Here is a 22,228-nt window from a genome sequence, read left to right on the forward strand (position 1 = left end):
TCCTGGTTCTGGAACAAACCCTGGTACTATCATGCTGAACCCGGCCTGCTTAAGAGCGAGCGGCAGTGAAGCCCTTGCGCTCCCAACTGAGAGATCAGCGGGAACAGTGTATCAAGGGCCATGCCGCTGCTAACAAACTTCACTTACTCATCTTTCAACACGTTGGAGCGCTACTACCGGAACATTCTTGGAGAAATTATCGGCAAGTTCTGCATAGACCTTCGCATAATCCTCGGAACGTTGAGCCACTGCTTTCATATTCTGATGGGCTCGTTGCAAGAAAAAATCTTTTTGCTCGCCTTCTATAGGACTTGCGATGGCTTCAAAGGACTCTTTGCCTAGCTCAATCTTCACCTGTGGATGAGCCAGAATGTTATGATACCAGTCGGGGTTTGTATTGCCCGCAATGATGATCAGCCTCTCTGCATCAGTCTGATATCCCAGCGGTACTGTGTAAGGTTTGCCACTTTTGCGTCCGATTGTTGTCAGCAAAAGTAGCGCTGCCCCTTTATACATGCCCCCAACTTTGCCCTCGTTGGCCCGAAATTCCTCTGTTATCGCTTTGTTCCAATCGCTCATATGCAGTTTCTATCCTTTCTGACTTTAAGGCCGTCTTGCTTCTTTCTTGTTTCTAACCAAAGTATACGTGTTAAGAAGGACAAGAGCAGTCCTTGTTTCAAGTATTCTCCTGGCGGGAAGCAAAGCTGCAAGTTGTTTATTCTGCGCGGAATTGCTACTGCTACAGCTTGTTCACATGAGGTAAGTTAGGATATACTGTTCCTACTACGTTTGTGGGAAAGGTAGTGGGATTGATGATTCAAGAGCAAGGGCGCAAACCTCCCAGTTATGCATATAAACCAGAAAAAGATTCTATAAGGTTACATAAAAACATGACACAGCGTAAGTTATCACCTTATTGGCTCCGCAGTCTCCTTGTCGGGTTGGGAATAGCTGTAATCCTGACCTTTATTGTTGCGGTTATTATTTTACTGCTGAATCCGTCAGGCATTTTAGGCGCGACGGCGAACCGCTTCTCAGCCCTGCTGACCCTGCCTGCCCGTGCTCCTCAGGTTTTACTGTTGCCACTGCTGGTATTTCTTGTAGCTTCTGTGGGCACACTGTTTACCGCACAGCCGTTGGCCCTGATAATGTATTTACGTGAAGTGCATCAGGCTCAAGAGGGGTATCATAAGCTCTATACTCCTCTGACGGCTCTAACGAATCTGCGGCAGAGCGCAGAGGAGTATCAATATAATCCTACGGCTCCTACGACTACGGTTGAAGAAGAGCAGGTATCTATTCTCGATCTAGTTCAACAGCAGGATACACATCAACTTATTCTCGGTGTGCCTGGGGCAGGCAAGACTACTGCCTTGCGGGTCTATCAGTATATTGCTTCTCAACGCCCGTTGGCTCTGGCATTTGCGCGGGATCGCATTCCTGTCTACGTGCCAATGAAGAATTATAGCCTGTTTCTCAAAGGCCATCAGCATCAGCATTCAGGAAGAGCCGAGGAGTTAGCCGCAGGCTCGCTCTTTGCCTTCTTGCAGGAGAGCGATTTGCCGGGCTTGCGCTATCTACGTTCCTCTGTCTCTCATCTGGCTCAGCAAGGTCGCTTGCTGCTCCTGTGCGATGGCTTAAATGAAGTCGATACAAATTATCTTAGCGCGATAAGCGAAGAGCTTGTGGATTTGATGCGCCATACCCAGAATCGCCTGGTTATGACTTGTCGCGAAGTCGATTATCGCGAGCAACACGATCTGATTCAACTCGTCAACGAGGGCAATGCCTTGCGCGCGGTGATTTATCCCTTGCAACCCGAGCAGGTACAGGAGTTCGTCGAGCGCTATGTCGAGCGGCAGGATAGAACCTGGCAGCATACGGCTGGTCAGATTATGCAGGTGATCGATCGCAGCCGCTTGCGCTACCATTGCACAAATCCGATGATGCTATTTACTTTGATGGGTATCATTGATAAGATCGGTGTGGAGCGGGGCAAACAGATTGACACGCGCGGGCGCCTGTTGCGTGAGTATGTTAAGCAACTCATTGCTTATGAGCAGCATCAAGCGAAGTGGCATAATCGTGGTCCGGCTGAGCAGGATGTCGTGCGTTTCTTAGGTGAGGTGGCCTGTGCAGCGCGCTGGGCCAATGATCGCAATGCGCTCCAGTTGCGTATCTCTTCCTCGCGATTGGCTCCCGGCGATAACCGAGTGGGGCGGATAGACTTTGATGAATTAGCCGATGAGCTGCGGTACTGGCTGGATGAGCATCCGGCCCAGGGACCCTTTGCTACGGAGGATGAGGAAGAACTTAACGGGCCATATGATGATCTGCCTCAGCTTTTGCAGTTTGCTTTGAGCGCGGCCCTGGTTGAGTTGAGCCCTAGAGGCGTTTTGAGTTTTCGTCACGAGCTGATTGCCGAATATTTTGTGGCCGAATACTTCTATGCCGCTGCTCGCAAATCACAGGCCTCCCTCTTATCGATTCGCGAAGAGCTCCTGGAACATGTCGAGCGCTGGAGTGAGCCTGTAGCCATCTGGGCAGGCTTGCTGGATAATCCATTAGCGCTGGCTGAGCGTTTTGGCGCTCTGGGGCGCAGCAATCCGGCGTATGTATTGCAGGCTCTGGCCCTGGCCCTGGTCTGCGTGGGCGTGCTCTGGACACCTCCTCAAGCTGAACAGCAGCGTCCGATAGTTCTGCCCACCAGCGTCGAAGAGGCTCTGGCGATTGCCGTACGCAATCGTCTGGCGCGCGAGCGACTGGCCCGTATCTTTACGCGCTGCGCTGAGGAGGGTGGGCAGGAAGTCTATCGTTCGCTTTTGCCCCTGATTATGGTCGAAGGGGTTGATGAGCTACTTGTACTGTTAGATCAGAATATTGTGCCAGAGCTGCTCTTTACGCATCTACAGGATGCCGTTGACAATGTGGCTTACGAAGCACAGGTGAAGCGCCTGACCAGAATTCTTGGGCGCTTTGGCAGCATCGTTATTGATCGGGCTGTACAATTGTGCCAACCACTGCCTGAACGTAGCTTGCGCCTGCGAGCAGCCGCCGTCAATATTCTTGGAGGAACAGGCGAGGCGCGCGCGGTTGAGCCGCTGGTGGCGCGCTTGCGTGATACGGAGCCCTTTATTGTCGAGCGTGCCACCAATGGCCTGCTTCGCCTGGGACCGACCCTGACGTTAATGCGCATTATTCAGGAGCTAGAAAATCGTAGCACTGATCAACTGACGCAGCGCGTCCATCGCGCCGTCTTGATTATTCTTGGTCGCTTTCTAGAGGAGCAGGATGTGCGCCGCCAGGTCACGATTATGCAGTATCAGCGCATTCTTGAGGCAATTGTGCCGGTGCTCACCTCGAATTATCAGACTGAGCCCGAGGTGCAGAGGCAGGCCTGTGAGATCCTGATCCGCCAGGGCCGCAATACGACGGAATCCGGTATGCGCGATAACCGTTGGGAGAAGGTTATTGAGGCGATTATGCGCTATCTGCCTTCTCAAAACGAGGTGGCGGCACACAATGTGATGCTGGTCTTGCAGAATATTGGCACTGCCGTGACGCCAGTTTTGTTGGAACAGCTCAATCAGCCTTCTGAAGTGGTGCGTACGCGTGTCGTCGAGATTCTCAAGCATCTGCGCGATACGCGAGCTTTGCCGCGCCTCTTACGTCTGCTCAGCGATACCTCACCGGCGGTACAACACCAGTCCGCCCAGGCCTTACGTATCTATGCGCCAGAGAGCATTGCTGGCCTGCTTGACCTGGTTCTCTCAGCGCCTAATGAGATGGTGGCCGAAAATGCTGCCAAGATTCTCAGCGATATCGGCGAAGCTGTGGTAGTTCCGATTATCAATGTGCTTTTCCGCGTCGTGCCCGGACGTACCCGCCTGCTCGTACAAACGCTGGCCTACGTTCACGATCCACGGGCTGTGCCTCCTTTAATAACACTGCTGCAAACTCCGCATATTGAGCCTTTGCTGGCTGTGACGATCATGCGTGCCTTAAGCCAGTTTCCCGAGCAGCGCGTTGTCCCGCCGCTGCTGGCTGTTCTCTCTGAGAGCAATCCCCAACTTTATGAAGAAGCTATCGAGGCCTTGAGTCAGCTTGGAGAGATTGCGCTCAATGATCTGATCGAAGCGCTGGATGTGGAGCAGGAAACCCTTGTTGTGCAGCGCGTGCGGCGGGCCATTCTCAGCATGACGCCTTTCCCCGGCGAACAGCTTATCAGAGCGCTGGCGACCTGTAATGATCAGCAGATGCAGCAGGTGATGGCTATCTTTAAGCAGCAGGGTATGGAAGCGGCCCAGGTATTGGTCAGGCAGCTTAACCATAATGATGAGCGCATTCGCAATCTAGTGTACCAAACCTTAAATGAGCTTCCCGGCCCCATTGTTGTGCCAGCGCTTTTAGAGGTGCTCAATCTGCCATCTTTGCGACGCGTGATTACGACAATCCTGCTCAAATATCCCGAGTCGGCTATCTCTCCATTAGTGGAATTGCTTGGCGATCAGGAGCGTGGAGACGTGGCTGCGGCAATCTTGCCCTTGTTCGGTACGCGAATACTCCGTTCGCTTGTGTCCGGGCTTGATGATCAGCGAGGTATGGCTCGTGAGTATGCGCAGCGGATCATGGTCACGCTCGTGCGTCAGAGCAACGAGCCGCAGAATATTGCCCGCGCAATTGTGCACCTCTTCAGCCCACCATTGCCGCCTCGGGCGCGCGAGGTCTTGCTCAACGTCTTGACGGAAGAGCTCACGGATGTCTGCATGCCAGCTTTGTTAGAGGGTCTGGAGGATGCGCATCTGATTGGCGATGTGGCCGAAGCTTTTGGGCGCCTGGTGCGTAAGGAAACTTTGAGGCAAGCTGCTCTTGATAATCTCTTGCGCGCACTCTATAGCGATGAGCGCAGAAGAGGGGCCGAACTCGCCTTGATCAAAATTGGCGCATCTGCGGTGCCGCGTGTGGGTGAGCTCATAACCGATAAGAATCAGCTGGTGGCCAAGGCCGCGAAGCATGTCTTGCGCGAGATAGGCGTCCCCGCCCTTTCTTTTATCCTGAAGGCTCATAGCGATAGAAGCTATCCAGCTCGACGCATGGCCGCTATGGAGGTCTTCCATAGCATGGATATTGAGGCCATAAAGGATGAGTTGATTTCGCGCCTGGCCAGCGAGAGCCCTGACGATATCTCGATGGCCGTATCTTTGTTGCTTGAGCGTATTCATTTTGAAGCCGATCAGCGCAGCGCAGATTCTGTCATGATCCCTGAACTTGTGGAATATGTGCAGGCTCATGGCGTTGAGGAGACAAATCTGCGCATCATTGCTCTACTGCTGCTGGTGGGAGAGCATATCACTGTAGACTATATCGTGCAGAGTCTGGCCGCCAATCCTCAGCATCGCAAACAGCTTACCAATATGCTCTTGCTCCTGGGTGAGGAGACGCAGGATGTCTTGCTCGACGTCTTTAACGATGGGCAAACAACTGTAGAGCTGCGCGCGGAGGTTGCGGCTGTGCTGAGCATGGTCTCGGCCCCCAAGGTTGTGGCTGATGCTGCCCAAAATGTGAGCTCCTATGGTCTGGCTAAAACCAGAACCAGCGTGCTATTCCCTGAGCAGCTAGCTATCTCTCTACGCGCGCTTGGCGGCTTGCTAGCAAGTGGTCATTGGAATCCGCGCAAACTGCAGGAGCTGCGCGATGCTTGTGAGGCTGATAGCCCGGCGCTTGATTTGTTCAATGTCCTGCTGGGGTGGCGCTACGAACCCCAACTTGCCAAATTGCAAAGCGATCTGGATGCTCAGAAGGAGGCTCATAAGCAGGAAATCGTTACATTGACTGCGCGTATTGTGGCCGATCAGAAGCGGGCCCAGACCCTGGAAGAAGATTTGGAGAAGCTACAAAAGGAGCATGGCCAGCGCGGCGATGAGCTAAAGAAGGCCGAGCAGGAAAAAACTACTCTGCGCACAAATCTGGAACAGCTGACAAAAGAGAAGAATACCTTAAAGGCCAGCCTGGATCAGGCGCTCAAAGAAAAAGGTGCGCTTGAGGCTCGCTTAAAGGGAGCACAGAGCAGCCAGCCGGCGAAACCGGCCGGGCAACAGCAGGCAGCGCAAACGAAGCAACAGTAAGGGAGCAGCGATGAAGGCGGAACGCTATAAGCTACAAAAGTTGTTAGGGCAGGGTTTGATGAGCGTGGTGTGGTTGGCAAGTGATACGGTGACGCAAAAGTCTGTAGCTCTCAAATTGCTGACTGCTATTGCGGAAGATGACAGACGAAACCAGAAGGCCCGCGAGCGCTTTATGCGCGAAATCGAGATCTCGCGTAGCCTGCAGCATCCGCATATCCTGCCGATTCTCGATCATGGCAATATGCAGTATAAGAATCGCAATGTGCCTTATTTTGTGACGCCTTATATGCAAGAGGGCTCGCTGGCAGATCTCTGTAAGGCCAATCCGCCCTGGCAAGCCTGGGATCTGGCCCAGACTGCCGATGTGATTATGCAGGCAGCCGAGAGCCTCTGGTATTTGCACACCCGTACTCCGCAGATTGTGCATCAGGACGTCAAGCCGGGCAATTTCTTGTTTCAATCGGTTAATAAGGCCCAGCGTGTGATCCATCTCTATCTCGGTGATTTTGGCATTGCGCGTTGGATGTCATCGCCGGTCTCGGTGGCAGGCGAGCTGCTTGGTACATTTGCTTTTATCGCGCCAGAAAGGATAAAACAGAAAGTTGATTGTGCCTCTGATCAGTATGCTCTGGCTGTTATGGCTTGCTTGCTGCTTACTGGTCAGTTGCCTATTCAGGCCACAAGCAGCGAAAAATATGTGCAGGCTCATCTCTATAATCCCCCTCTTCCACCGAGCGTGCTTGATCCCAGGCGCGAGTTCACACCTAAGATTGATGAGGTGATCTTGAGAGCATTGGAGAAAGAGCCGGAGAAGCGTTTCCCAACGATTATCGAGTTCGCAAAGGCCTTGCAACAGGCAACAACGAAGTCTGTGGAGGAGCAAACTGAGTCTATGGAGCAAGCCGAAGCCCCAACAGAAAAGTTACCTGAAGATTTTGATACGGCTGTCTATGTTGAGGAGCAAGAAGCAACGCAGCCGTTGGAGGAAATTCAAGGGATAGAGGATCTCGTAATTACCCTGGACCCGCTTGAGAATACAGAAGAGCCGATTCTTGATGAGCCATTGCCCACAAAACCTCCTCGCGTGCTTACGGTTGCTCCGAGAAGCTCTGAGATTATCTTTCCTGAGCTACCACTCAAGAGGGTGGTGGAGTATGAATTGCCGGTACGGCCCAGGCTGCTGCAGTGGTCGCCGGATGGACGCGCCCTTGCCTGCTTGCTGTATGGCGAGGCACCGAGAATTCTTGGGCGCAATGGGGTGGTGCAGGTGGTGGGCTGTGCTCATGCCTCTCGCGCCGCTGACATGTGCTGGTCGGCAGATGGAAATATATTAGCGGTAAGCGGACAAGGAGAGATCCGCTTCTGGGATGCGCTGGAGCAATGCGAACTGCCCTTAGTGTTGCGCCTTGATGTGCGTACTATCGATGGTATTGATTGGTCTGCGCACGGGCAGCTTGCGGTATGGGTAGAGGGCTGGCTTATGCTCTATCCGCTGCCGCCGGCGGCCCTCAAGGTGCCTCAACCTCCCTCGCCGCGTACAATTGCTATCGAGACGATGCATAGCGGCAATATGGGGGTGCTGCGCTGGTCGCCAGATGGTGCGCTTCTCCTGGCAGGTGCCAGTAATGGTAAGGTGATGTGCTGGGATACAAGAAAGCGCATCTCCTCCTGGCAAGTAAGCCCGGCCGGCAAGAAGGTGAACAGTGTGGCTTGGTCGCCGGATAGCTCCTGGTTTGCTGTGGCTTTTCGCGATTATCGTGTAGCTGGCTGGGCCGTAGAGAACAAGGAAAGAATCTTGCTCTGGGAAAGGCTCCCTGCTATGCCACGTATGCTTAGCGTTTCGACGGAGCAGGATATTACGCTGGCCTCAATCGAGCAGCGCTTGCTTTCTGGCTCTCTTCATGATACATATCCCAGCGCCAGTTTTTCTGGGCAATTGCTGGCTGCCTGGTCCCCTACGCAAGCCGAGCTGGCAACGCTTGATGCTTCCTGTGAGACCTCGCTTGGTATCTGGGGTTCCTGAGGTTTGGCGCTCGCTGGCAGAGACGAAATAGAGCCGGGAGAGCTCTGCCAGGCTCTGGCGCTAGCAAGCAGACCTTGACATTCCAGGCAGGTGGGTTTAGGATTTGTGCATGAGATCGGCAAAAGACTAGCCATTTTCCCTTGAATTGGTTTTACCCTCTCTTTCGTGCGATTATGTTGTGCCGACGCGTATAAACTTTTGGGAGGAGTGCTATGCCTGATAACCAGCATATAAAGTATTTGTTGAGCGAGGATGAGATTCCCAGGGCCTGGTATAATATCATGGCCGATATGCCCAATCCGCCCTTGCCTGTTTTACATCCAGGGACAAAGCAGCCTGTTACCCCTGCTGATCTGGCTCCTCTATTTCCACAAGCGCTCATCATGCAAGAAGTCAGTACCGAGCGCTATATAGAGATACCTGAGCCTATCCGTCAGGTATATAGGCAGTGGCGTCCCAGCCCTCTCTATCGCGCGCGAAGGCTGGAGAAGGCCCTGGATACGCCGGCGCGCATCTATTATAAGTATGAAGGCGTGAGTCCAGTCGGGAGCCATAAAGCCAACACTTCGGTCGCTCAGGTCTTTTATAATCAGCAGGAAGGCGTGAAGAAGATCTCGACCGAGACGGGAGCCGGGCAGTGGGGATCGGCCCTAGCTATGGCCGGTACGCTCTTTGGCGTGGATATCGAGGTCTTCATGGTCAAGATTAGCTACCAGCAGAAGCCTTACCGCCGCAGTATGATTCAAGCCTATGGGGCGACTGTGCATGCCAGCCCGACTGATCTCACCGATGCCGGACGTAGCATCCTGGCCAAAGATCCCGAGAATCAGGGCAGCCTGGGCATCGCGATTAGCGAAGCTGTGGAAGTTGCGGCTAAGAGCGGCGGGACCATCAAATATTCGTTGGGCAGCGTCTTGAATCATGTGCTGATGCATCAAACTGTAATCGGGGAAGAAGCTCTCTTGCAGATGGCCCAGGCCGATGATTATCCGGATGTGGTCATTGGCTGTGCCGGTGGTGGGAGCAATCTCGCTGGCCTGGTCTTTCCTTTCATCGGCGAGAACTTCAGGAAGGGCACTAAGACCCGTTTCCTGGCCATCGAGCCGATGTCATGTCCCAGCCTGACCAAAGGCACCTATGCCTATGATTTCGGCGATACGATTGGTATGACTCCTTTGCTGAAGATGCACACCCTGGGTCACGATTTCATTCCGCCCGGCATCCACGCGGGTGGCCTGCGCTATCACGGTATGTCTCCTCTTGTCTCGCAGCTCCATGCTGAAGGCGTTATCGAGGCTAGAGCCTACCACCAGAACGCCATTTTTGAAGCGGCAACAATTTTTGCGCGCAACGAAGGGATCATTCCGGCCCCCGAGACGGCCCATGCCATCAAGGCCGCGCTTGATGAAGCATTGGAAGCCAAAGCAGCAGGTCAGGAGCGGGTCATCCTCTTCAATCTCAGCGGGCATGGACACTTCGATATGCAGGCCTACGATGCTTACTTCTCTGGTAAGCTGCAGGATTATGAGTATCCGGCAGCGGCCATTGAGGAGGCACAGAAAAAGCTTCCTCAGGTGGTCTAGCCTGCCTGCTTGATGCTGGCTCACCAGTATTCAAGGCGTGGGCTATGGCTATGCAGCGATAAAAAATATCTGGCAGCGAACAAATTGTTCTTCGCTGCCAGATGCTGTAAAGCACCTGGACGATGCTATTTTTACGTCGGTCTATGCTATACTCTCTGTATGACAGAGAGGAAGGGAGTCAGATCGGTGAGCACAGAGTTACCACGTCTTGAGGCAAGAATTGGCGCACAAGAGCGCATGGCCACCATTTTGCATGCACGTATTGAAGAGTTGTCACAAGATGTGAGTGCCAGCTTGAAACAACTGGCGGAACATCAAACTGCGACCGAGCGCAAACGTTATGCGTTGTCACAGGACATGACAACCAGCTTGAAACAACTGGCTCAGTATCAAATAGCGACCAGGCGCCAGTTTTGATAAGGTGGAGGCTCAAATGGCCACGAAAGACGATCTTACCTCTCTTAAAGCAGATATCGCCTCTCATGAGTCTCGCCGGCTTGATACTCTTGATCGGCTTGTCTCTCTGCTTGATATGCGCCTCCCATCGCAACAATAGCTGTAAATGTGCAGGCTCTGTCAGGCGCACAATGGGTTTACGAACCGCTAATGGGCTATCGATGCCCTTGCATCAGGACGCCCAGGCATTTACTCTATGGATAGGCCAGCCCGCTCCACTCGACGTTATGCATCCCGTGCTGACCTGATCGTTGCTATCACAAAACATCTTCGACAAGGAAGGATACTTATAGTGAAGATACGCCTGATACAGGTTCCCTATGATCTTGGTCAAGAAAATATTGGTATGGGGAAAGCGCCAGAACGATATCTGCAAGCTGGCGTAGAAGAGATGCTTTCCAGGCAGGGCTTTACAGTAACGGTCGAGCGCATACAGCGCGAAGGGCCATTTCAGAACCTGCTACACACTGTTGCCGAAGTGAATACACGACTTGCTCAAGCTGTGCGGCAGGCGATTGCCCAGGACGAGTTTCCGCTGATACTAGGTGGGACATGCAGTGTCTGTATGGGCACGCTCTCAGGTTTCGATCATTCACAGAGCGGCATCATCTGGTTTGATGCTCACGGCGATTTCAACACTCCTGAGACGTCAATAAGTGGATATTTTGATGGTATGTCGCTGGCTATTGCGACGGGGCATTGTTACCAGGATCTCTGGTCACAGATTGGCAATAGCGTACCCGTCGCGGAAGATCACACACTTCTCATTGGTGTACGGGATCTGGACCCACAAGAGGAGAAGGATCTGAAACAGTCGCAAATTCACATCGCCTCTGTCGAGAGTGTGCAGAGAGCAAGGGAGACTGCGGATTTTGCCTCTCAACTCGACGAACTTGCTATGCATGTCCACGATATTTATCTCCATTTTGATCTCGATGTGCTCGATCCGCAGGATGAGCCGGGTATCAATTTCCCAACTCCCGGTGGCCCTTCTCTGCAAGAAGTAGAACAGGCACTGCATATGATAGCTAAGCGTTTCCACGTCAAAGCTGCTGCGCTTACCGCATACAATCCTGAACTTGACAGAGAAGATAAAACCTTGCGGGTAGGGATGCATCTGCTCTCGGTATTGGCCGAGAGCGCACGATATTAGTATTTTTCAGAAAAGGAGTATTCAGCTGATCAAAGGCCACAAAGTGCAGGTGGTCTTGAGCCGGCGTCACAATTCCAGCCTGGCGTTGGGCGTAGAAAGGGATAATGTCGTTACTCGCTGCCATAGATTCTGTTGCATGCGTGCTTCCCACTACATAGACACCCGCGCTCAGAGCCAGGCCTGAGCCTGTTGTACTTGCGATCATAAGAACGGCGCGCCAGCTGATCTTTTTTGCATTGCATAATCCCTCTCTAGGCTTTGGGCAGCTGTACGGCCACCTTTGAGAGCACTTCGCCTGTGGCGTCAATTGCCTGGGCTACCTTCAGCTTATCATCGTCGGTGAGAGAAGTGTAGGGGACGAAGCAGTTCTGGATTTGGAAGTCAAATCTTTGATCTCAACTTTGGAGTTATAAAATTGTATACGATATAAAATATAAATTAGACTTGACACAAAGATTGTATACGATATAAAATATTCGTATGGATATAGATACGCTTGTTGCCACGGCCCGGCAACACTATCGCACAACCCCAGCTATGGTAGCGGATGTACTGCGCGAAGCCATCTTAAGCGGCGCCCTGAAGGGAGGGCAATCCTTACGTCAGGATGAAATTGCCGCCAAGTTCGGTTTGAGCAGGATTCCTGTTCGCGAAGCCCTGCGCCAGCTCGAAGGTGAAGGGCTGGTAACCTTTTATCCTCATCGTGGAGCCGTGGTCTCCGAGCTCTCTCTTGAAGAATTGCAAGAAATTTGTGAGATCCGCGTGGCTCTAGAAACACTGGCCATTCGCCTGGCTATTCCTCGCCTGAATGAAGAAGTGCTGCAGAGAGCTGAAGAGATTCTCGATAGCCTGGATGCTGAAGGGGATGTTTTAAGGCATTGGAGCGAAGTTAACTGGCGCTTCCATTCGACGCTTTATACGGTAGCTCAGCGCCCGCGCTTGCTATCTATGATCAAGCTGCTGCATACGCAAATAGATCGCTACCTGCGCATCCACGTCTCTCTCTTGAATTATCGCACTAAGGGAGAGCAGGAGCATAGGCAGATTCTTGAAGCCTGTCGACAGCGAGATGCTGAAAGAGCCACTAGCTTGTTGGAGCAGCACATCAAGACGGTTGAGGAAATGCTGGCCACGTATTTGCAGCAGGGGCAAGAGAATCATAAATCTGCAGGGCTAGAGGTGTGAGGCGGCTCGCAGTCAGCTAGCCGAGGCCAGTCTTGCTCTTGTTTAATCTTGTGGGTCGCTAAAAGATAGCTTTGAACTGCTCTTCTGCCTTGAGGAGGAACAGGAAATGTATGTAGATGCCGCAATAATTGGCGCAGGCATCGTTGGGACCTCTTGCGCTTTTTTCCTGACGCGGGCAGGACTCAAGGTCGCGCTTATCGAGCGCGGCGGGATTGCTGGTGGCACAAGCGGCTCTGGAGAAGGAAATATTCTCGTCTCCGACAAAGTACCTGGGCCAGAACTCGAACTGGCCAGGGCAGGGCGCGCGCTCTGGCAAACTCTGGCTCAGGAGTTATCGGCAGATTTTGAGTTCGAGCCCAAAGGCGGAATTGTGGTGGCGGAAAACGATTCTCAGTATCGTGCTCTGCAGGCCCATAATCTTGCTATGCGCGAGGTGGGCATCGAGACGCGTATCCTTTCGACTGCTGAGTTATATGAGCTTGAACCGCTGCTAGCGCGCGATGTGGCTGGAGCTGCTTATTTCCCTCAGGATGCCCAGGTGCAACCGATGCTGGCTGTTGCTGCTTTGGTCAAACATGCTCAGCAAGACGGCGCTATTTTATTTGATCATACGCGAGTGTTGGCGATTGAACGCAATAAGCAGGGCGCGATTTGTGGACTGCGTACTGAGCAAGGAAGTCTGACAACGCCAATGATCATCAACGCTGCTGGTCCCTGGAGCGCTCAAGTCGCAGCCCTGGCCGGCTTAGACGTGCCCATTCAGCCCCGTAAAGGACATATCGTGGTAACCGAGCCCCTGCCTTTGCTCGTGCGCCACAAGGTATATGAGGCTACTTATTTCGATACAGTGAATAGCGGCGAGGCCGACCTGCAAATTGCTTCAGTCGTGGAGGGCACAAAAAGCGGAACAATCCTGCTGGGCAGCAGCCGTCAGCTTGTGGGCTTTGATCCCACGGTTGAGGCCCGCGTGATCCGTGCAATTATCCAGAAGGCTGTGCGCTACTTTCCTGTGCTTGCCTCGGCTCATGCCCTGCGCGCCTATGTCGGTTTCCGTCCCTTTTCCCCTGATCATCTCCCGCTTATTGGTGAGGTTACGCAGGCTCCCGGTTTTTATTTAAACACCGGACACGAAGGGGCCGGCATCGGTCTTGGACCTATCAGCGGCAAGCTGCTAAGTCAGCTTATCCTTGGACAAACACCCGATCTGGATTTGACACCTTTCCAGCCTATGCGCTTTAAAGATGGAACTGTTACTCATTCCCTCTAGACGTCAGGAGGAATTCGATGCGCTTTGAGAAGATGCTAACCGCTGTGGATTCGCATACTGAGGGTATGCCTACACGGATCATCACGAGCGGCTTTGGTCCGGTTCCTGGTAGCAGCATGTTTGAGAAGATGCAATATATTGAGGAGCATCAAGATCAACTGCGCGGCCTGCTCATGAATGAGCCTCGTGGTCACCTCGCCATGAATGGAGCCGTGCTTTTGCCACCCTGTGATCCCGAGGCTGATCTGGGAGTTGTGTATATCGATGTGCATGGTTATCTGCCTATGTGCGGTCATGGCACGATTGGTACCTGTACGGTGGCCATAGAGACCAGGCTGGTTCCTCCTGTGGAGCCCATCACGCACGTGACTCTGGATACGCCGGCCGGTCGGGTAGTTGTTGAGGCAAGCGTACAGCACGGACGTGTCAAGAAAGTGAAGCTGCGCAATGTGCCAGCCTTCTTATATCGGAAGGATGTGATGGTAGAGGTGCCCGACCTGGGGTGCCTGACCCTCGATATTGCCTATGGTGGCAATTTCTATGGCATCTTGCCGGCGGAAGCCGTTGGTCTCACCCTGGAGAGCAGGCATGCTCAAGCGCTGATCGAGTGCGGGATGAAGATCATGCAGGCAGTTCAGCAGCAGGTACCTTTGCAGCATCCACTTCAGCCGGGAATCAAGGAGATTAAACATACCCTTTTTACAGGTCCGGCTGCCGAAGAGGGGGCGCACGCGCGTAATACCGTCGTCATTGCTCCCGGTGTGCTTGATCGTTCTCCGTGTGGAACGGGAACCAGCGCGCGTATGGCCCAACTTTTTGCGCGTGGTCAGTTGCCGCTGCAGCAAGATTTTGTCCATGAAAGTATTATTGGAACACGCTTTACCGGTAGGTTGCTAGAACAGGTGCAACTCACGCCCGATACGATAGCTGTCATCCCGACTGTCGAAGGGCGGGCCTGGATTACGGGCTTTCAGAATCTTGTGTTAGATCCTGAAGATCCCTGTCCAGCAGGTTTCATTCTGGGATGAAGAGGAGAAAAACACCATGGCACGTTTTCCTGGTATTTATGTTGCTGTTATCACACCTTTTACTGAGGATGATGAGGTCGATTATGCTCGCCTACATGAGCATGTGAACTGGTTAATCGAGAGTGGCGTACATGGCCTGGCACCTACCGGTTCATGTGGTGAATACGCGTCCCTGGCCGATCAGGAGCGTGCCCAGGTTGTCGAGACGATTATCCGGGCGGCAGCTGGACGTGTGCCCGTCGTTGTGGGAGTCGCCTCGCCCTCGACAAAGCGCGTTGTGGCCTGGGCGCGCCATGCCAAAGAAGCGGGAGCTGCAGGCGTTATGGCTTTACCGCCGATTAACTATCGCCCAACGCGGGCTGAGGTCATTGCTTACTACGAAGCTGTTGCCAGTGTTGGGCTGCCCATCATTGCCTATAACAACCCATATGACACTTCAACCGACTTGACGCCTGAACTGCTGCAAGAGATGGCCCATATTAAGGAGCTGGTAGCAGTAAAAGAATTCACTGGCGATGTGCGTCGCATCCCGGCAATTTTAGAGCAGACCAGCTTGGAGGTGCTGGCCGGTGTGGATGATATGCTTGTTGAGAGCCTATTGGCCGGTGCGACCGGCTGGGTGGCCGGTCTGACCAATGCTATTCCGCGCGAGAGCGTTAGACTGTATGACCTGGTACTTGCCGGTGAGCTTGTCGAGGCCAGGAGATATTATAATTGCTTATTGCCGCTTTTGCGTTTTGACGCAACGCCGCGCCTGGTGCAGGCTATTAAGCATAGCTCAAGCTTAGTTGGTAGGCCTATGGGCGAGACGCGTGCCCCACGCTTGCCGCTAAGCACTGAGGAGCGCGAGTCAGTTGAGGCCGCCTTGAAGAAGGTTCTGGCTGCAGACAAATAATTGTGCAGACAATCCTGAGTCCGAAGAATGCCTGTACCGCAGTATGGGCATTTCCAACCTGACCCTCTTGCTTGTCAGGCGTCGTATCGCTTATGCATGCCTGTTCCTGTGGCGTGAAGTTGTTTGCAAAGGAGGGCCGATGAAAAATTTGCGCATTCAGCCTGAGCGCGATATTGCGCAGGTTGAGCGAGAAGAACCATTTACTTTTAGCTTTGAAGAACAGCCTGTAACCGCGTATCCGGGTGAGACGATTGGCGCAGCTTTAATCGCGGCGGGCATTCTCACTTTTCGGACGACGCGCAAGGCCGGAAAGCCGCGCGGAATCTTCTGTGGGATCGGCGTTTGCTTTGATTGCTTGCTGGTAGTGAACGGTAGGCCCAATGTGCGTGCATGTATGACTCCGGCCCGGCCGAATATGCTGGTAAAAGTTCAGGTTGGTGCCGGTGAGAGGTGCTATGAAAACTGAAGTCGCGATTGTAGGGGCCGGCCCGGCTGGTTTAGCGGCGGCAGCAGCGGCAGGCGAGGCTGGCTGCCACGTAACGCTCATCGATAGCTATGCCCGTCCAGGTGGCCAGTATTACAAGCAGATACCGCAGGAGCTGCGAGCGCGCCGAGCGCATGCCTTGCATGTGGATTTCGCCAAAGCCGCGGAATTGATGGCGCTGATTGAGGCCAATCCTCACATTCAGGTACTCAGTGGGGCTACGGTCTGGACTGCTCAGCGTGCTCCTTCCTCGGCTGTAACCCTCTCTCTCGATACGGCTGAAGGCTATAGAGAGCTGCAAACTGACTATGTAATTCTTGCTCTAGGAGCCTATGATCGCGTTCTGCCTTTTCCAGGCTGGGATCTGCCGGGCGTGATGACTGCAGGGGCTGCTCAGACGCTCACCAAGAGCCAGCGCATATTACCTGGAAAGCGGGTTGTACTATCTGGCTCGGGACCGTTTCTCTTGCCCGTGGCCGTTGGCTTAGCCGAGGGCGGAGCGCAAGTCGTGGGGGTCTTTGAGGCAACCACGCCGCTGCAGTGGTCCCGCTATGCCTGGCAGGTCTGGCGACATTGGGATAAGCTGCGCGAAGGGGCCTCTTATCTCAGGCGTTTGCGCGCGCAGCGAGTCCCATTAAGCTTTGGACGAGCTGTGATAGCTGCGCATGGGGATGAGCGCGTCCAACAGGTGACCGTGGCTCGTGTGCATGCCGACTGGAGTCCTGTTGCCGGGAGCGAGGAAGTGCTCGATGTGGATGCCGTCTGTGTTGGCTATGGCTTTCTGCCATCTTTAGAGTTGCCAACGCTGCTCGGCTGTGCAACGCGCTACGATCCTCTGCAGGCCACGTTTGTAGTAGAGCACGATGCAAGTATGCAAAGCAGCCAGCCGGGCATCTATGTGGCTGGCGAGATAACGGGAATTGGCGGCTCGGCTGTAGCGCTGGCTCAAGGTGCGCTGGCAGGCCTGGCTGTGGCTGAGCAAGCGGGAAGGCTGAGCAAGGATGAGATTCGTGAAAAGCTGACTTGCTATCGCAGGACTGTGGATCATAGCCAGCACTTCGCGGCTGTTCTCAATCAGCTTTTTGCCTTGCGACCTGGCTGGATGCGCTGGCTCAGGCCCGAGACGCTGGTTTGTCGCTGTGAAGAGGTGACATACCAGCAGATAGAGACGGCTGTGAAGAGCAATAATGCCGGCGATATAAAGACTGTGAAGTCGCTCACACGCTGCGGGATGGGCCTTTGCCAGGGTCGTGTCTGTGGGCATACTGTGGCTGCTTTGACCGCTGCGTGGACCGGTCGCAATCCAGAGACGCTTGGCTCACTTAACAATCGTCCGATTGCGAAGCCGATCCAACTCGGTGCAGCCTGTGAAGCTGAGACATTGAGGCTGAGCTAACCCTGCTTCCTCATCCCCAGTTGGCCACGTGTCATGAGCAACAGTAGTATTGCTGCTACTCCATAAGCGATCAAGGTTCCCAGATCTTTTCCTGAGCCTGGTGGATAGGAGAGTAGCAGCCCGGAGTTAAAGGCATCCTGTGCTCCGTGTATCAGCATTACTATGAGCAAATTCGCTTGGGTGCGGTTGAAGACCCAGGTAATAAGGAGGGATGCAGCCGTTACGCCGAGGATAAATGTGCAGAGCGTGAACAGACTTGTTCCTGCAGGCTCCCAGCTAGTAAAGAACATAGGCAGATGCCAGCTTCCCCACAGAATGCCTAGAATCAGTGATCCCAGGAGGGCTCCATAGCGCTGCTGTAAGCGTGGGAGAGCAAAACCCCGCCAGCCAATCTCCTCAGGAAGGCCGCTCAGAAGAATCGCAGGTATGAGCAGAGCCAGATAAGACAATAGGGCAGATCCAAGGGAGGTTACTTGAAAAGTCGGCAGAACTCCTGGTAACACCAGGGAGCCAAGAAATTTGATGAAGGGAATGCCTATCAAGGCGAAGAGATACCATTGCCAGCCCACTTGCCAGTGTATGCAGCGGCGGAGCAAGCTGTGCAAACCAGGCCTTCCCTTGCACACTGCCGTCATGGCGATACCCGCCAGAGCCGGCCCAAGGTACACACCTGAGTAGATGGTCAGGGGCCAGGGGAGAGAGAATGGCAATAGTCCCAGGCCTCCTTTAGCAAAAACTGAGGGAAGCCATATTAGCCAGCTACCGCCGTAAGCTAGAAGAAAGTAGAATTGAAGCGGGTGGCGCTTGACGATTGCTCGACATCTCTGCAGCAAAGGGGTGGGTGGGCATGAGGGCGTGATGTTCATAAAAGGCCTCTTTCTTTTCTTGTCGTCTCTGTATCTCCATTGGAAGCATCGGGGGATATCAGAAAAGAGGAGCTTTTGCTCTGACTTAGCTATCTTCTGTAAGAAGACGGAAGCTAAACTCCTCCCTCCTGTCAGATTCCCAGCGTGTGGGCTGCTGTGACCTGCTGAGTATGCATAATCAGGTCAAAGGTCTGGCTCCAGGAGCTTGATCCATAGATCTGCTTTTCTATGGGTTGAGTGGGGTCAAGCGATGCAGGACCATCCAGGTAGGGATGTGGGTTCTGCAACCAGGTATGAGCTGGCTCTGGCGCCTGACGGAGATCCAGAAGGTAGGTTGTGTATCCTGTTTTCCCGAGAAGGGCATTATAACTGCTGGGCCTGGCGGGAGGCACGGTAAACGTCCTCACTACAGGACGGGCACCTTGAGTCAGGACTGCTGCGTTCATCTCTCCTTGATTGAAGCTCTGGCCAATAGCAAGATATTGTTTGCCAAAGCGCTGCTGCAGATGTTCGCCCATCACATGGTCGTAGAATTGGGGAACATCGGTCTGTTTTCCTATATGGCTATTATGGGCCCAAATTATCGTTTTCCCGTACATTTGATGCGCCCAGGTTGCATTATCTGCCATAGCGATATCGTGAGCATTAAAGTTATCTTTGCCCGCTTTGCTTTGAACCCTGGTATATTGGGCGATGACACGAGCATGTTGCAGTGCCAGGGCGAACTGTGTTGGCAATGAATGCAGCTCAAATTCGGTTTGATGCTCTTGGAGCAGATTGACGACGGACTGTGCCTGGCGATCGTATTGTTCCCTGACATTTTGTGGCAGTTGGGCATATTCGCTGATATTATTTCGTGCCGTCAGCGAACGAAAATCGCTGTAGGCGTCTTCTACAGTTGGATATAGCTTGGGAAAACTATTTTGCACATACTGTGTCACTTGCGTATAAAGCCAGGATGAGGCCGCGAGATCCAGGCCAATACACCGTACTTTTTGCTGATGGCGTGGATCAGCATTATAAGCACGTAGCCATTCAAGTGTGTCAAGGACCTCCTGGGCTTTTAAGGGAAAGTACAGCATATCTTTAGGATTGCCTTTTCCATTATGTATATAATCGTTGAGCCAGAGGCCAGTTTCCCAGTCCATTTCCCAGGCCAATGTCGTAAATCCCAAGCTGGTAACGAGAAATTCTATCAACCTTTGTTTGAGTGTAAAGAGCTCATGGCTGCCATGCGTTGCCTCTCCCAGACCGACGATGGAGGCAGGGCCAATCAAAGGGCGTAGCGCTGTGAGATCCTGAATAGGAGCCTGTGGATCAGTTGTTTTCACTGGGTGAGCCTGCTGCTTTATCCAGGAACTGATATGCTCCTCTGTTGTCATGGCTGATGAACTGCCGTTTCCGCAGGAGGCTACCCAACCATTTATACTTAGCAGCCCTGCCCCGATTGCCAGCCGTGCTAAGAGTTGGCGCCTTTTTATAGCGTGCTTGAACATAGGATATGTTACCTCTCCCTATCCATGCTAATTAAAACTTTTCTTTGTAGAGAAAGGATAGACGAGAGTGGTTCCTACTTGCATGAGGCTGGCTTCCCAATGTGGCGGGAAAAATTCCTGGGAATGGTTATTTTGCTTGATCTTCTCTCGTCTTTTTGCTATAACGCTACTCTAGATACCTGTTGAAAGAGGAAGTATTTAAAGAAGGGTATACTAACAGTTCCCGAAAAAGTACAACTATCTCTAGTTTTCTGCTAGTTCCTGGAAAAGAAAATCGCTTGCCATCACGAGGCTTTTCTGCTAGACTTCAGAAAAGCATGAACGGATGTTTGAGAGAGCCATGAGAAATGCAGCGATCACCCAAACGCTCAGCTATCCCTTACGTCTGCCGGACTTCATTCAGGCGGATGCTCTGCGACTGCTGGATGTCTCGCGCGAGGTGATCAATCTTACCATCACAGCCCTGTGGGATCGGCTCGACGCGTTTGCGACGCGCACCAACACGTATGCCTACAAGCAGGTTGAGGAGATGATGGCCCCGCCGCTGAAGCATGGTCATCGGCAATGGCGCGCGGAAGCGGAACAGGCCGGGCGCATCTTGAGAGGACAGGCAGAGCGGAAGAAGCTCTTTGGGGTGGTCCTTCCGCTCTTGGAGCAAGGGATGATTGTGCCCAAGACGGACAAGAGGCGTGCAGGCAAAAACCGGAAGACCATCAAACAGGCCATGGCAGATCTGTGCGAGGCCAACACGGATGGGGGATCAACCGTGGAACTGCAAAGCCTGATAGAACAAGCGTGCAATTTTTACCTGGAAAACGGTTGCTTCCCTGCTACCTATGAAGAGATGCAGCGCGTCCCGGTGCTCAAGGCAGGCATAGTGCCCTATGCAAGCGATGATGGCCCGAAGATGGGGCAAACCTACCGCCTGTCCCTCGATCTCGATCACCAACGGCTCACTCTTGCCCTGCGGACCCCTGACGAGGTTGGGACCTGGGCACGTTCCTGGCGGGAGCGAACGTGCCAGATGAGCCTTCCTGACGTGCTGGCGGCCCGTCTTCAGGAAGGCGCGATGCAAGCCCCCATCTTGCGTGAAATCAAGGAAGCAGATGGCAGTCGGTACGCAGTCCTAGACTTCATGGTCCTGGTGCCTGTCTGCTCAGTGGAGGCCTGGGAAACGTGTCAGAACGTGCTTGGCTTCGATTGGGGGGTACGCAAGCTTCTGACTGCCAGCGTGGTCGATCTCAATGGCAACCAGGTCGGGCGTCCGTTCTTCCTGGATACCGGCCCGTTCGATGGCCGACAAGCGCGCCTGCGCCGCCAGATTGACCAACTCAAAGTGAAAGTGGGCCGACTGGAGCAACAACGAGACCGCTTTCCCCTCGGCGATCCCCGACGCAACCCCTCAGAGGGTGCGCTCTTTGTCTTGCGTCGGGAGATCAATCGGTGTTGGCGTCAGTACGAGGCCAGAAACAACGACCTGGGGCATCTGGCAGCCAATATCCTGCTGGTGCTCGCCACCGCCTTTGATTGTCACCTTCTCGCTGGAGAGTCCCTCAAGACCTTGAAATCGGCGGGACGTGGGAGATCGGCCAAAGGGCGATGGAGAAATTGGCGCAATAACGCGCAGGTGCGTGGAGCATTGTGGCGCGTGCTGCGGTACAAGTGCTTTCTTTCGGGCATCCGTCTGGAATGGCAGCACCCCCGCTACACGTCGCACGTCTGCCCCCGCTGTGGGAGCTCGGCCAACACGTATCAATCTCCTGAACATCGTGCCAAGGTGAACGATTGGGGAGCCTGGCTCTGCTGCTCCAATCCCTCCTGCCTCTGGTCAGGCTCCCGCGATTACGCGGCCTCCCTCAATATCGCCCGTCTGGGCACAGCCCTCATTCGTCATGCTCAGACCACGGGCAAAGTGGTGCATCTATCCGTGCTGAATACCTCTGTTCAACCCGTTTCGTACATCGGAACGCGGACGGCGCTACGGTTTCCGCCGTCGGTCCCTCGGGGCCGCCTGATTCATTCAGGCAGAGTCTCCTGCAATGGTTGGTGCTCTTCTGTTCGCCTTCGCTCGTCGTATGCCACCTCGATTCTGCTTCGGTTGTGTGGCTAGGGCAAGCGAAAGCTACAGATAGCATAGGATAGTAGTAGATTTTAGAAACGGTATAAGACAGGCTATGATGGCACAAACATGGTTAGCGCAATGCTCTAGATGCCTGAGGCTTCGAGGGAACGCGCTTGCTCGTATAATTTGGATTGTGAGTGTACTCCTTG

16 protein-coding genes are annotated in these 22,228 nt (G+C 53.5%); 13 read left to right on the forward strand and 3 right to left on the reverse strand.

Annotation, left to right across the window (positions count from 1 at the left end):
* Window positions 1-147: 147 nt before the first annotated feature.
* The gene (locus tag EPA93_RS43730) at window positions 148-579 is read right to left on the reverse strand and encodes a nitroreductase/quinone reductase family protein (protein ID WP_129893587.1); all 432 of its coding nucleotides are present in this window, start codon (window positions 577-579) and stop codon (window positions 148-150) included.
* Window positions 580-890: 311 nt separating this feature from the next.
* Here EPA93_RS43730 and EPA93_RS43735 point away from each other — a divergent pair, with 311 nt between their 5' ends.
* From EPA93_RS43735 to EPA93_RS43790, 12 genes are all read left to right on the forward strand, one after another.
* The gene (locus EPA93_RS43735; RefSeq protein ID WP_165423791.1) at window positions 891-6,125 is read left to right on the forward strand and encodes a HEAT repeat domain-containing protein; all 5,235 of its coding nucleotides are present in this window, start codon (window positions 891-893) and stop codon (window positions 6,123-6,125) included.
* A 10-nt stretch (window positions 6,126-6,135) separates the two neighbouring features.
* Window positions 6,136-8,148: a WD40 repeat domain-containing serine/threonine protein kinase gene (locus EPA93_RS43740; protein ID WP_129893589.1), complete on the forward strand. Its 2,013-nt coding sequence runs from the start codon at window positions 6,136-6,138 to the stop codon at window positions 8,146-8,148.
* Window positions 8,149-8,360: 212 nt separating this feature from the next.
* Window positions 8,361-9,731, forward strand: coding sequence for a TrpB-like pyridoxal phosphate-dependent enzyme (locus EPA93_RS43745; protein WP_129893590.1), 1,371 nt, complete (start codon window positions 8,361-8,363; stop codon window positions 9,729-9,731).
* A 186-nt stretch (window positions 9,732-9,917) separates the two neighbouring features.
* Complete coding sequence (locus tag EPA93_RS43750; RefSeq protein ID WP_129893591.1) at window positions 9,918-10,148, forward strand: hypothetical protein; 231 nt, start codon at window positions 9,918-9,920, stop codon at window positions 10,146-10,148.
* Window positions 10,149-10,164: 16 nt separating this feature from the next.
* Entirely contained in the window at window positions 10,165-10,287 is a 123-nt protein-coding gene (locus tag EPA93_RS50645; protein ID WP_277988705.1) for a hypothetical protein, read from the forward strand.
* 192 nt (window positions 10,288-10,479) lie between these two features.
* Entirely contained in the window at window positions 10,480-11,340 is an 861-nt protein-coding gene (locus EPA93_RS43755; RefSeq protein ID WP_165423792.1) for an arginase family protein, read from the forward strand.
* A 480-nt stretch (window positions 11,341-11,820) separates the two neighbouring features.
* Window positions 11,821-12,525: a GntR family transcriptional regulator gene (locus EPA93_RS43765; RefSeq protein ID WP_129893594.1), complete on the forward strand. Its 705-nt coding sequence runs from the start codon at window positions 11,821-11,823 to the stop codon at window positions 12,523-12,525.
* A 106-nt stretch (window positions 12,526-12,631) separates the two neighbouring features.
* Entirely contained in the window at window positions 12,632-13,792 is a 1,161-nt protein-coding gene (locus EPA93_RS43770) for an NAD(P)/FAD-dependent oxidoreductase (protein WP_129893595.1), read from the forward strand.
* A 17-nt stretch (window positions 13,793-13,809) separates the two neighbouring features.
* The gene (locus tag EPA93_RS43775) at window positions 13,810-14,820 is read left to right on the forward strand and encodes a proline racemase family protein (RefSeq protein WP_129893596.1); all 1,011 of its coding nucleotides are present in this window, start codon (window positions 13,810-13,812) and stop codon (window positions 14,818-14,820) included.
* Window positions 14,821-14,836: 16 nt separating this feature from the next.
* Window positions 14,837-15,715: a dihydrodipicolinate synthase family protein gene (locus EPA93_RS43780; protein WP_129893597.1), complete on the forward strand. Its 879-nt coding sequence runs from the start codon at window positions 14,837-14,839 to the stop codon at window positions 15,713-15,715.
* A gap of 139 nt (window positions 15,716-15,854) precedes the next feature.
* Window positions 15,855-16,181 (forward strand): (2Fe-2S)-binding protein, encoded by a 327-nt coding sequence (locus EPA93_RS43785; RefSeq protein ID WP_129893598.1) that lies wholly within the window; start codon window positions 15,855-15,857, stop codon window positions 16,179-16,181.
* Window positions 16,171-17,595, forward strand: coding sequence for an FAD/NAD(P)-dependent oxidoreductase (locus EPA93_RS43790; RefSeq protein WP_129893599.1), 1,425 nt, complete (start codon window positions 16,171-16,173; stop codon window positions 17,593-17,595). Before EPA93_RS43785 ends, EPA93_RS43790 begins: the two co-directional genes overlap by 11 nt.
* On the opposite strand, the gene EPA93_RS43795 is transcribed toward EPA93_RS43790, so the two are convergent.
* Together EPA93_RS43795 and EPA93_RS43800 are read right to left on the reverse strand one after the other, a co-directional pair.
* Window positions 17,592-18,461, reverse strand: a complete 870-nt coding sequence (locus EPA93_RS43795) for a CPBP family intramembrane glutamic endopeptidase (RefSeq protein WP_129893600.1) — start codon at window positions 18,459-18,461, stop codon at window positions 17,592-17,594. The genes EPA93_RS43790 and EPA93_RS43795 overlap by 4 nt on opposite strands.
* Window positions 18,462-18,592: 131 nt before the next feature.
* Window positions 18,593-19,957 carry an erythromycin esterase family protein gene (locus EPA93_RS43800; protein WP_129893601.1) on the reverse strand — a complete coding sequence of 455 codons (1,365 nt, stop codon included), beginning with the start codon at window positions 19,955-19,957 and terminating at the stop codon, window positions 18,593-18,595.
* 340 nt (window positions 19,958-20,297) lie between these two features.
* Between EPA93_RS43800 and EPA93_RS43805 the strand changes: the two genes are divergently transcribed.
* Window positions 20,298-22,067 (forward strand): zinc ribbon domain-containing protein, encoded by a 1,770-nt coding sequence (locus EPA93_RS43805; RefSeq protein ID WP_165423793.1) that lies wholly within the window; start codon window positions 20,298-20,300, stop codon window positions 22,065-22,067.
* Window positions 22,068-22,228: the final 161 nt, after the last annotated feature.

This window comes from Ktedonosporobacter rubrisoli, from assembly GCF_004208415.1.
Taxonomy (GTDB): domain Bacteria; phylum Chloroflexota; class Ktedonobacteria; order Ktedonobacterales; family Ktedonobacteraceae; genus Ktedonosporobacter; species Ktedonosporobacter rubrisoli.

Coding starts and splice junctions, on each gene's coding strand:
- EPA93_RS43730 (WP_129893587.1), bottom strand. CDS start 579: ATGAGCGATTGGAACAAAGCGATAACAGAGGAATTTCGGGCCAACGAG.
- EPA93_RS43735 (WP_165423791.1), top strand. CDS start 891: ATGACACAGCGTAAGTTATCACCTTATTGGCTCCGCAGTCTCCTTGTC.
- EPA93_RS43740 (WP_129893589.1), top strand. CDS start 6,136: ATGAAGGCGGAACGCTATAAGCTACAAAAGTTGTTAGGGCAGGGTTTG.
- EPA93_RS43745 (WP_129893590.1), top strand. CDS start 8,361: ATGCCTGATAACCAGCATATAAAGTATTTGTTGAGCGAGGATGAGATT.
- EPA93_RS50645 (WP_277988705.1), top strand. CDS start 10,165: ATGGCCACGAAAGACGATCTTACCTCTCTTAAAGCAGATATCGCCTCT.
- EPA93_RS43765 (WP_129893594.1), top strand. CDS start 11,821: ATGGATATAGATACGCTTGTTGCCACGGCCCGGCAACACTATCGCACA.
- EPA93_RS43770 (WP_129893595.1), top strand. CDS start 12,632: ATGTATGTAGATGCCGCAATAATTGGCGCAGGCATCGTTGGGACCTCT.
- EPA93_RS43775 (WP_129893596.1), top strand. CDS start 13,810: ATGCGCTTTGAGAAGATGCTAACCGCTGTGGATTCGCATACTGAGGGT.
- EPA93_RS43780 (WP_129893597.1), top strand. CDS start 14,837: ATGGCACGTTTTCCTGGTATTTATGTTGCTGTTATCACACCTTTTACT.
- EPA93_RS43785 (WP_129893598.1), top strand. CDS start 15,855: ATGAAAAATTTGCGCATTCAGCCTGAGCGCGATATTGCGCAGGTTGAG.
- EPA93_RS43790 (WP_129893599.1), top strand. CDS start 16,171: ATGAAAACTGAAGTCGCGATTGTAGGGGCCGGCCCGGCTGGTTTAGCG.
- EPA93_RS43795 (WP_129893600.1), bottom strand. CDS start 18,461: ATGAACATCACGCCCTCATGCCCACCCACCCCTTTGCTGCAGAGATGT.
- EPA93_RS43800 (WP_129893601.1), bottom strand. CDS start 19,957: ATGTTCAAGCACGCTATAAAAAGGCGCCAACTCTTAGCACGGCTGGCA.
- EPA93_RS43805 (WP_165423793.1), top strand. CDS start 20,298: ATGAGAAATGCAGCGATCACCCAAACGCTCAGCTATCCCTTACGTCTG.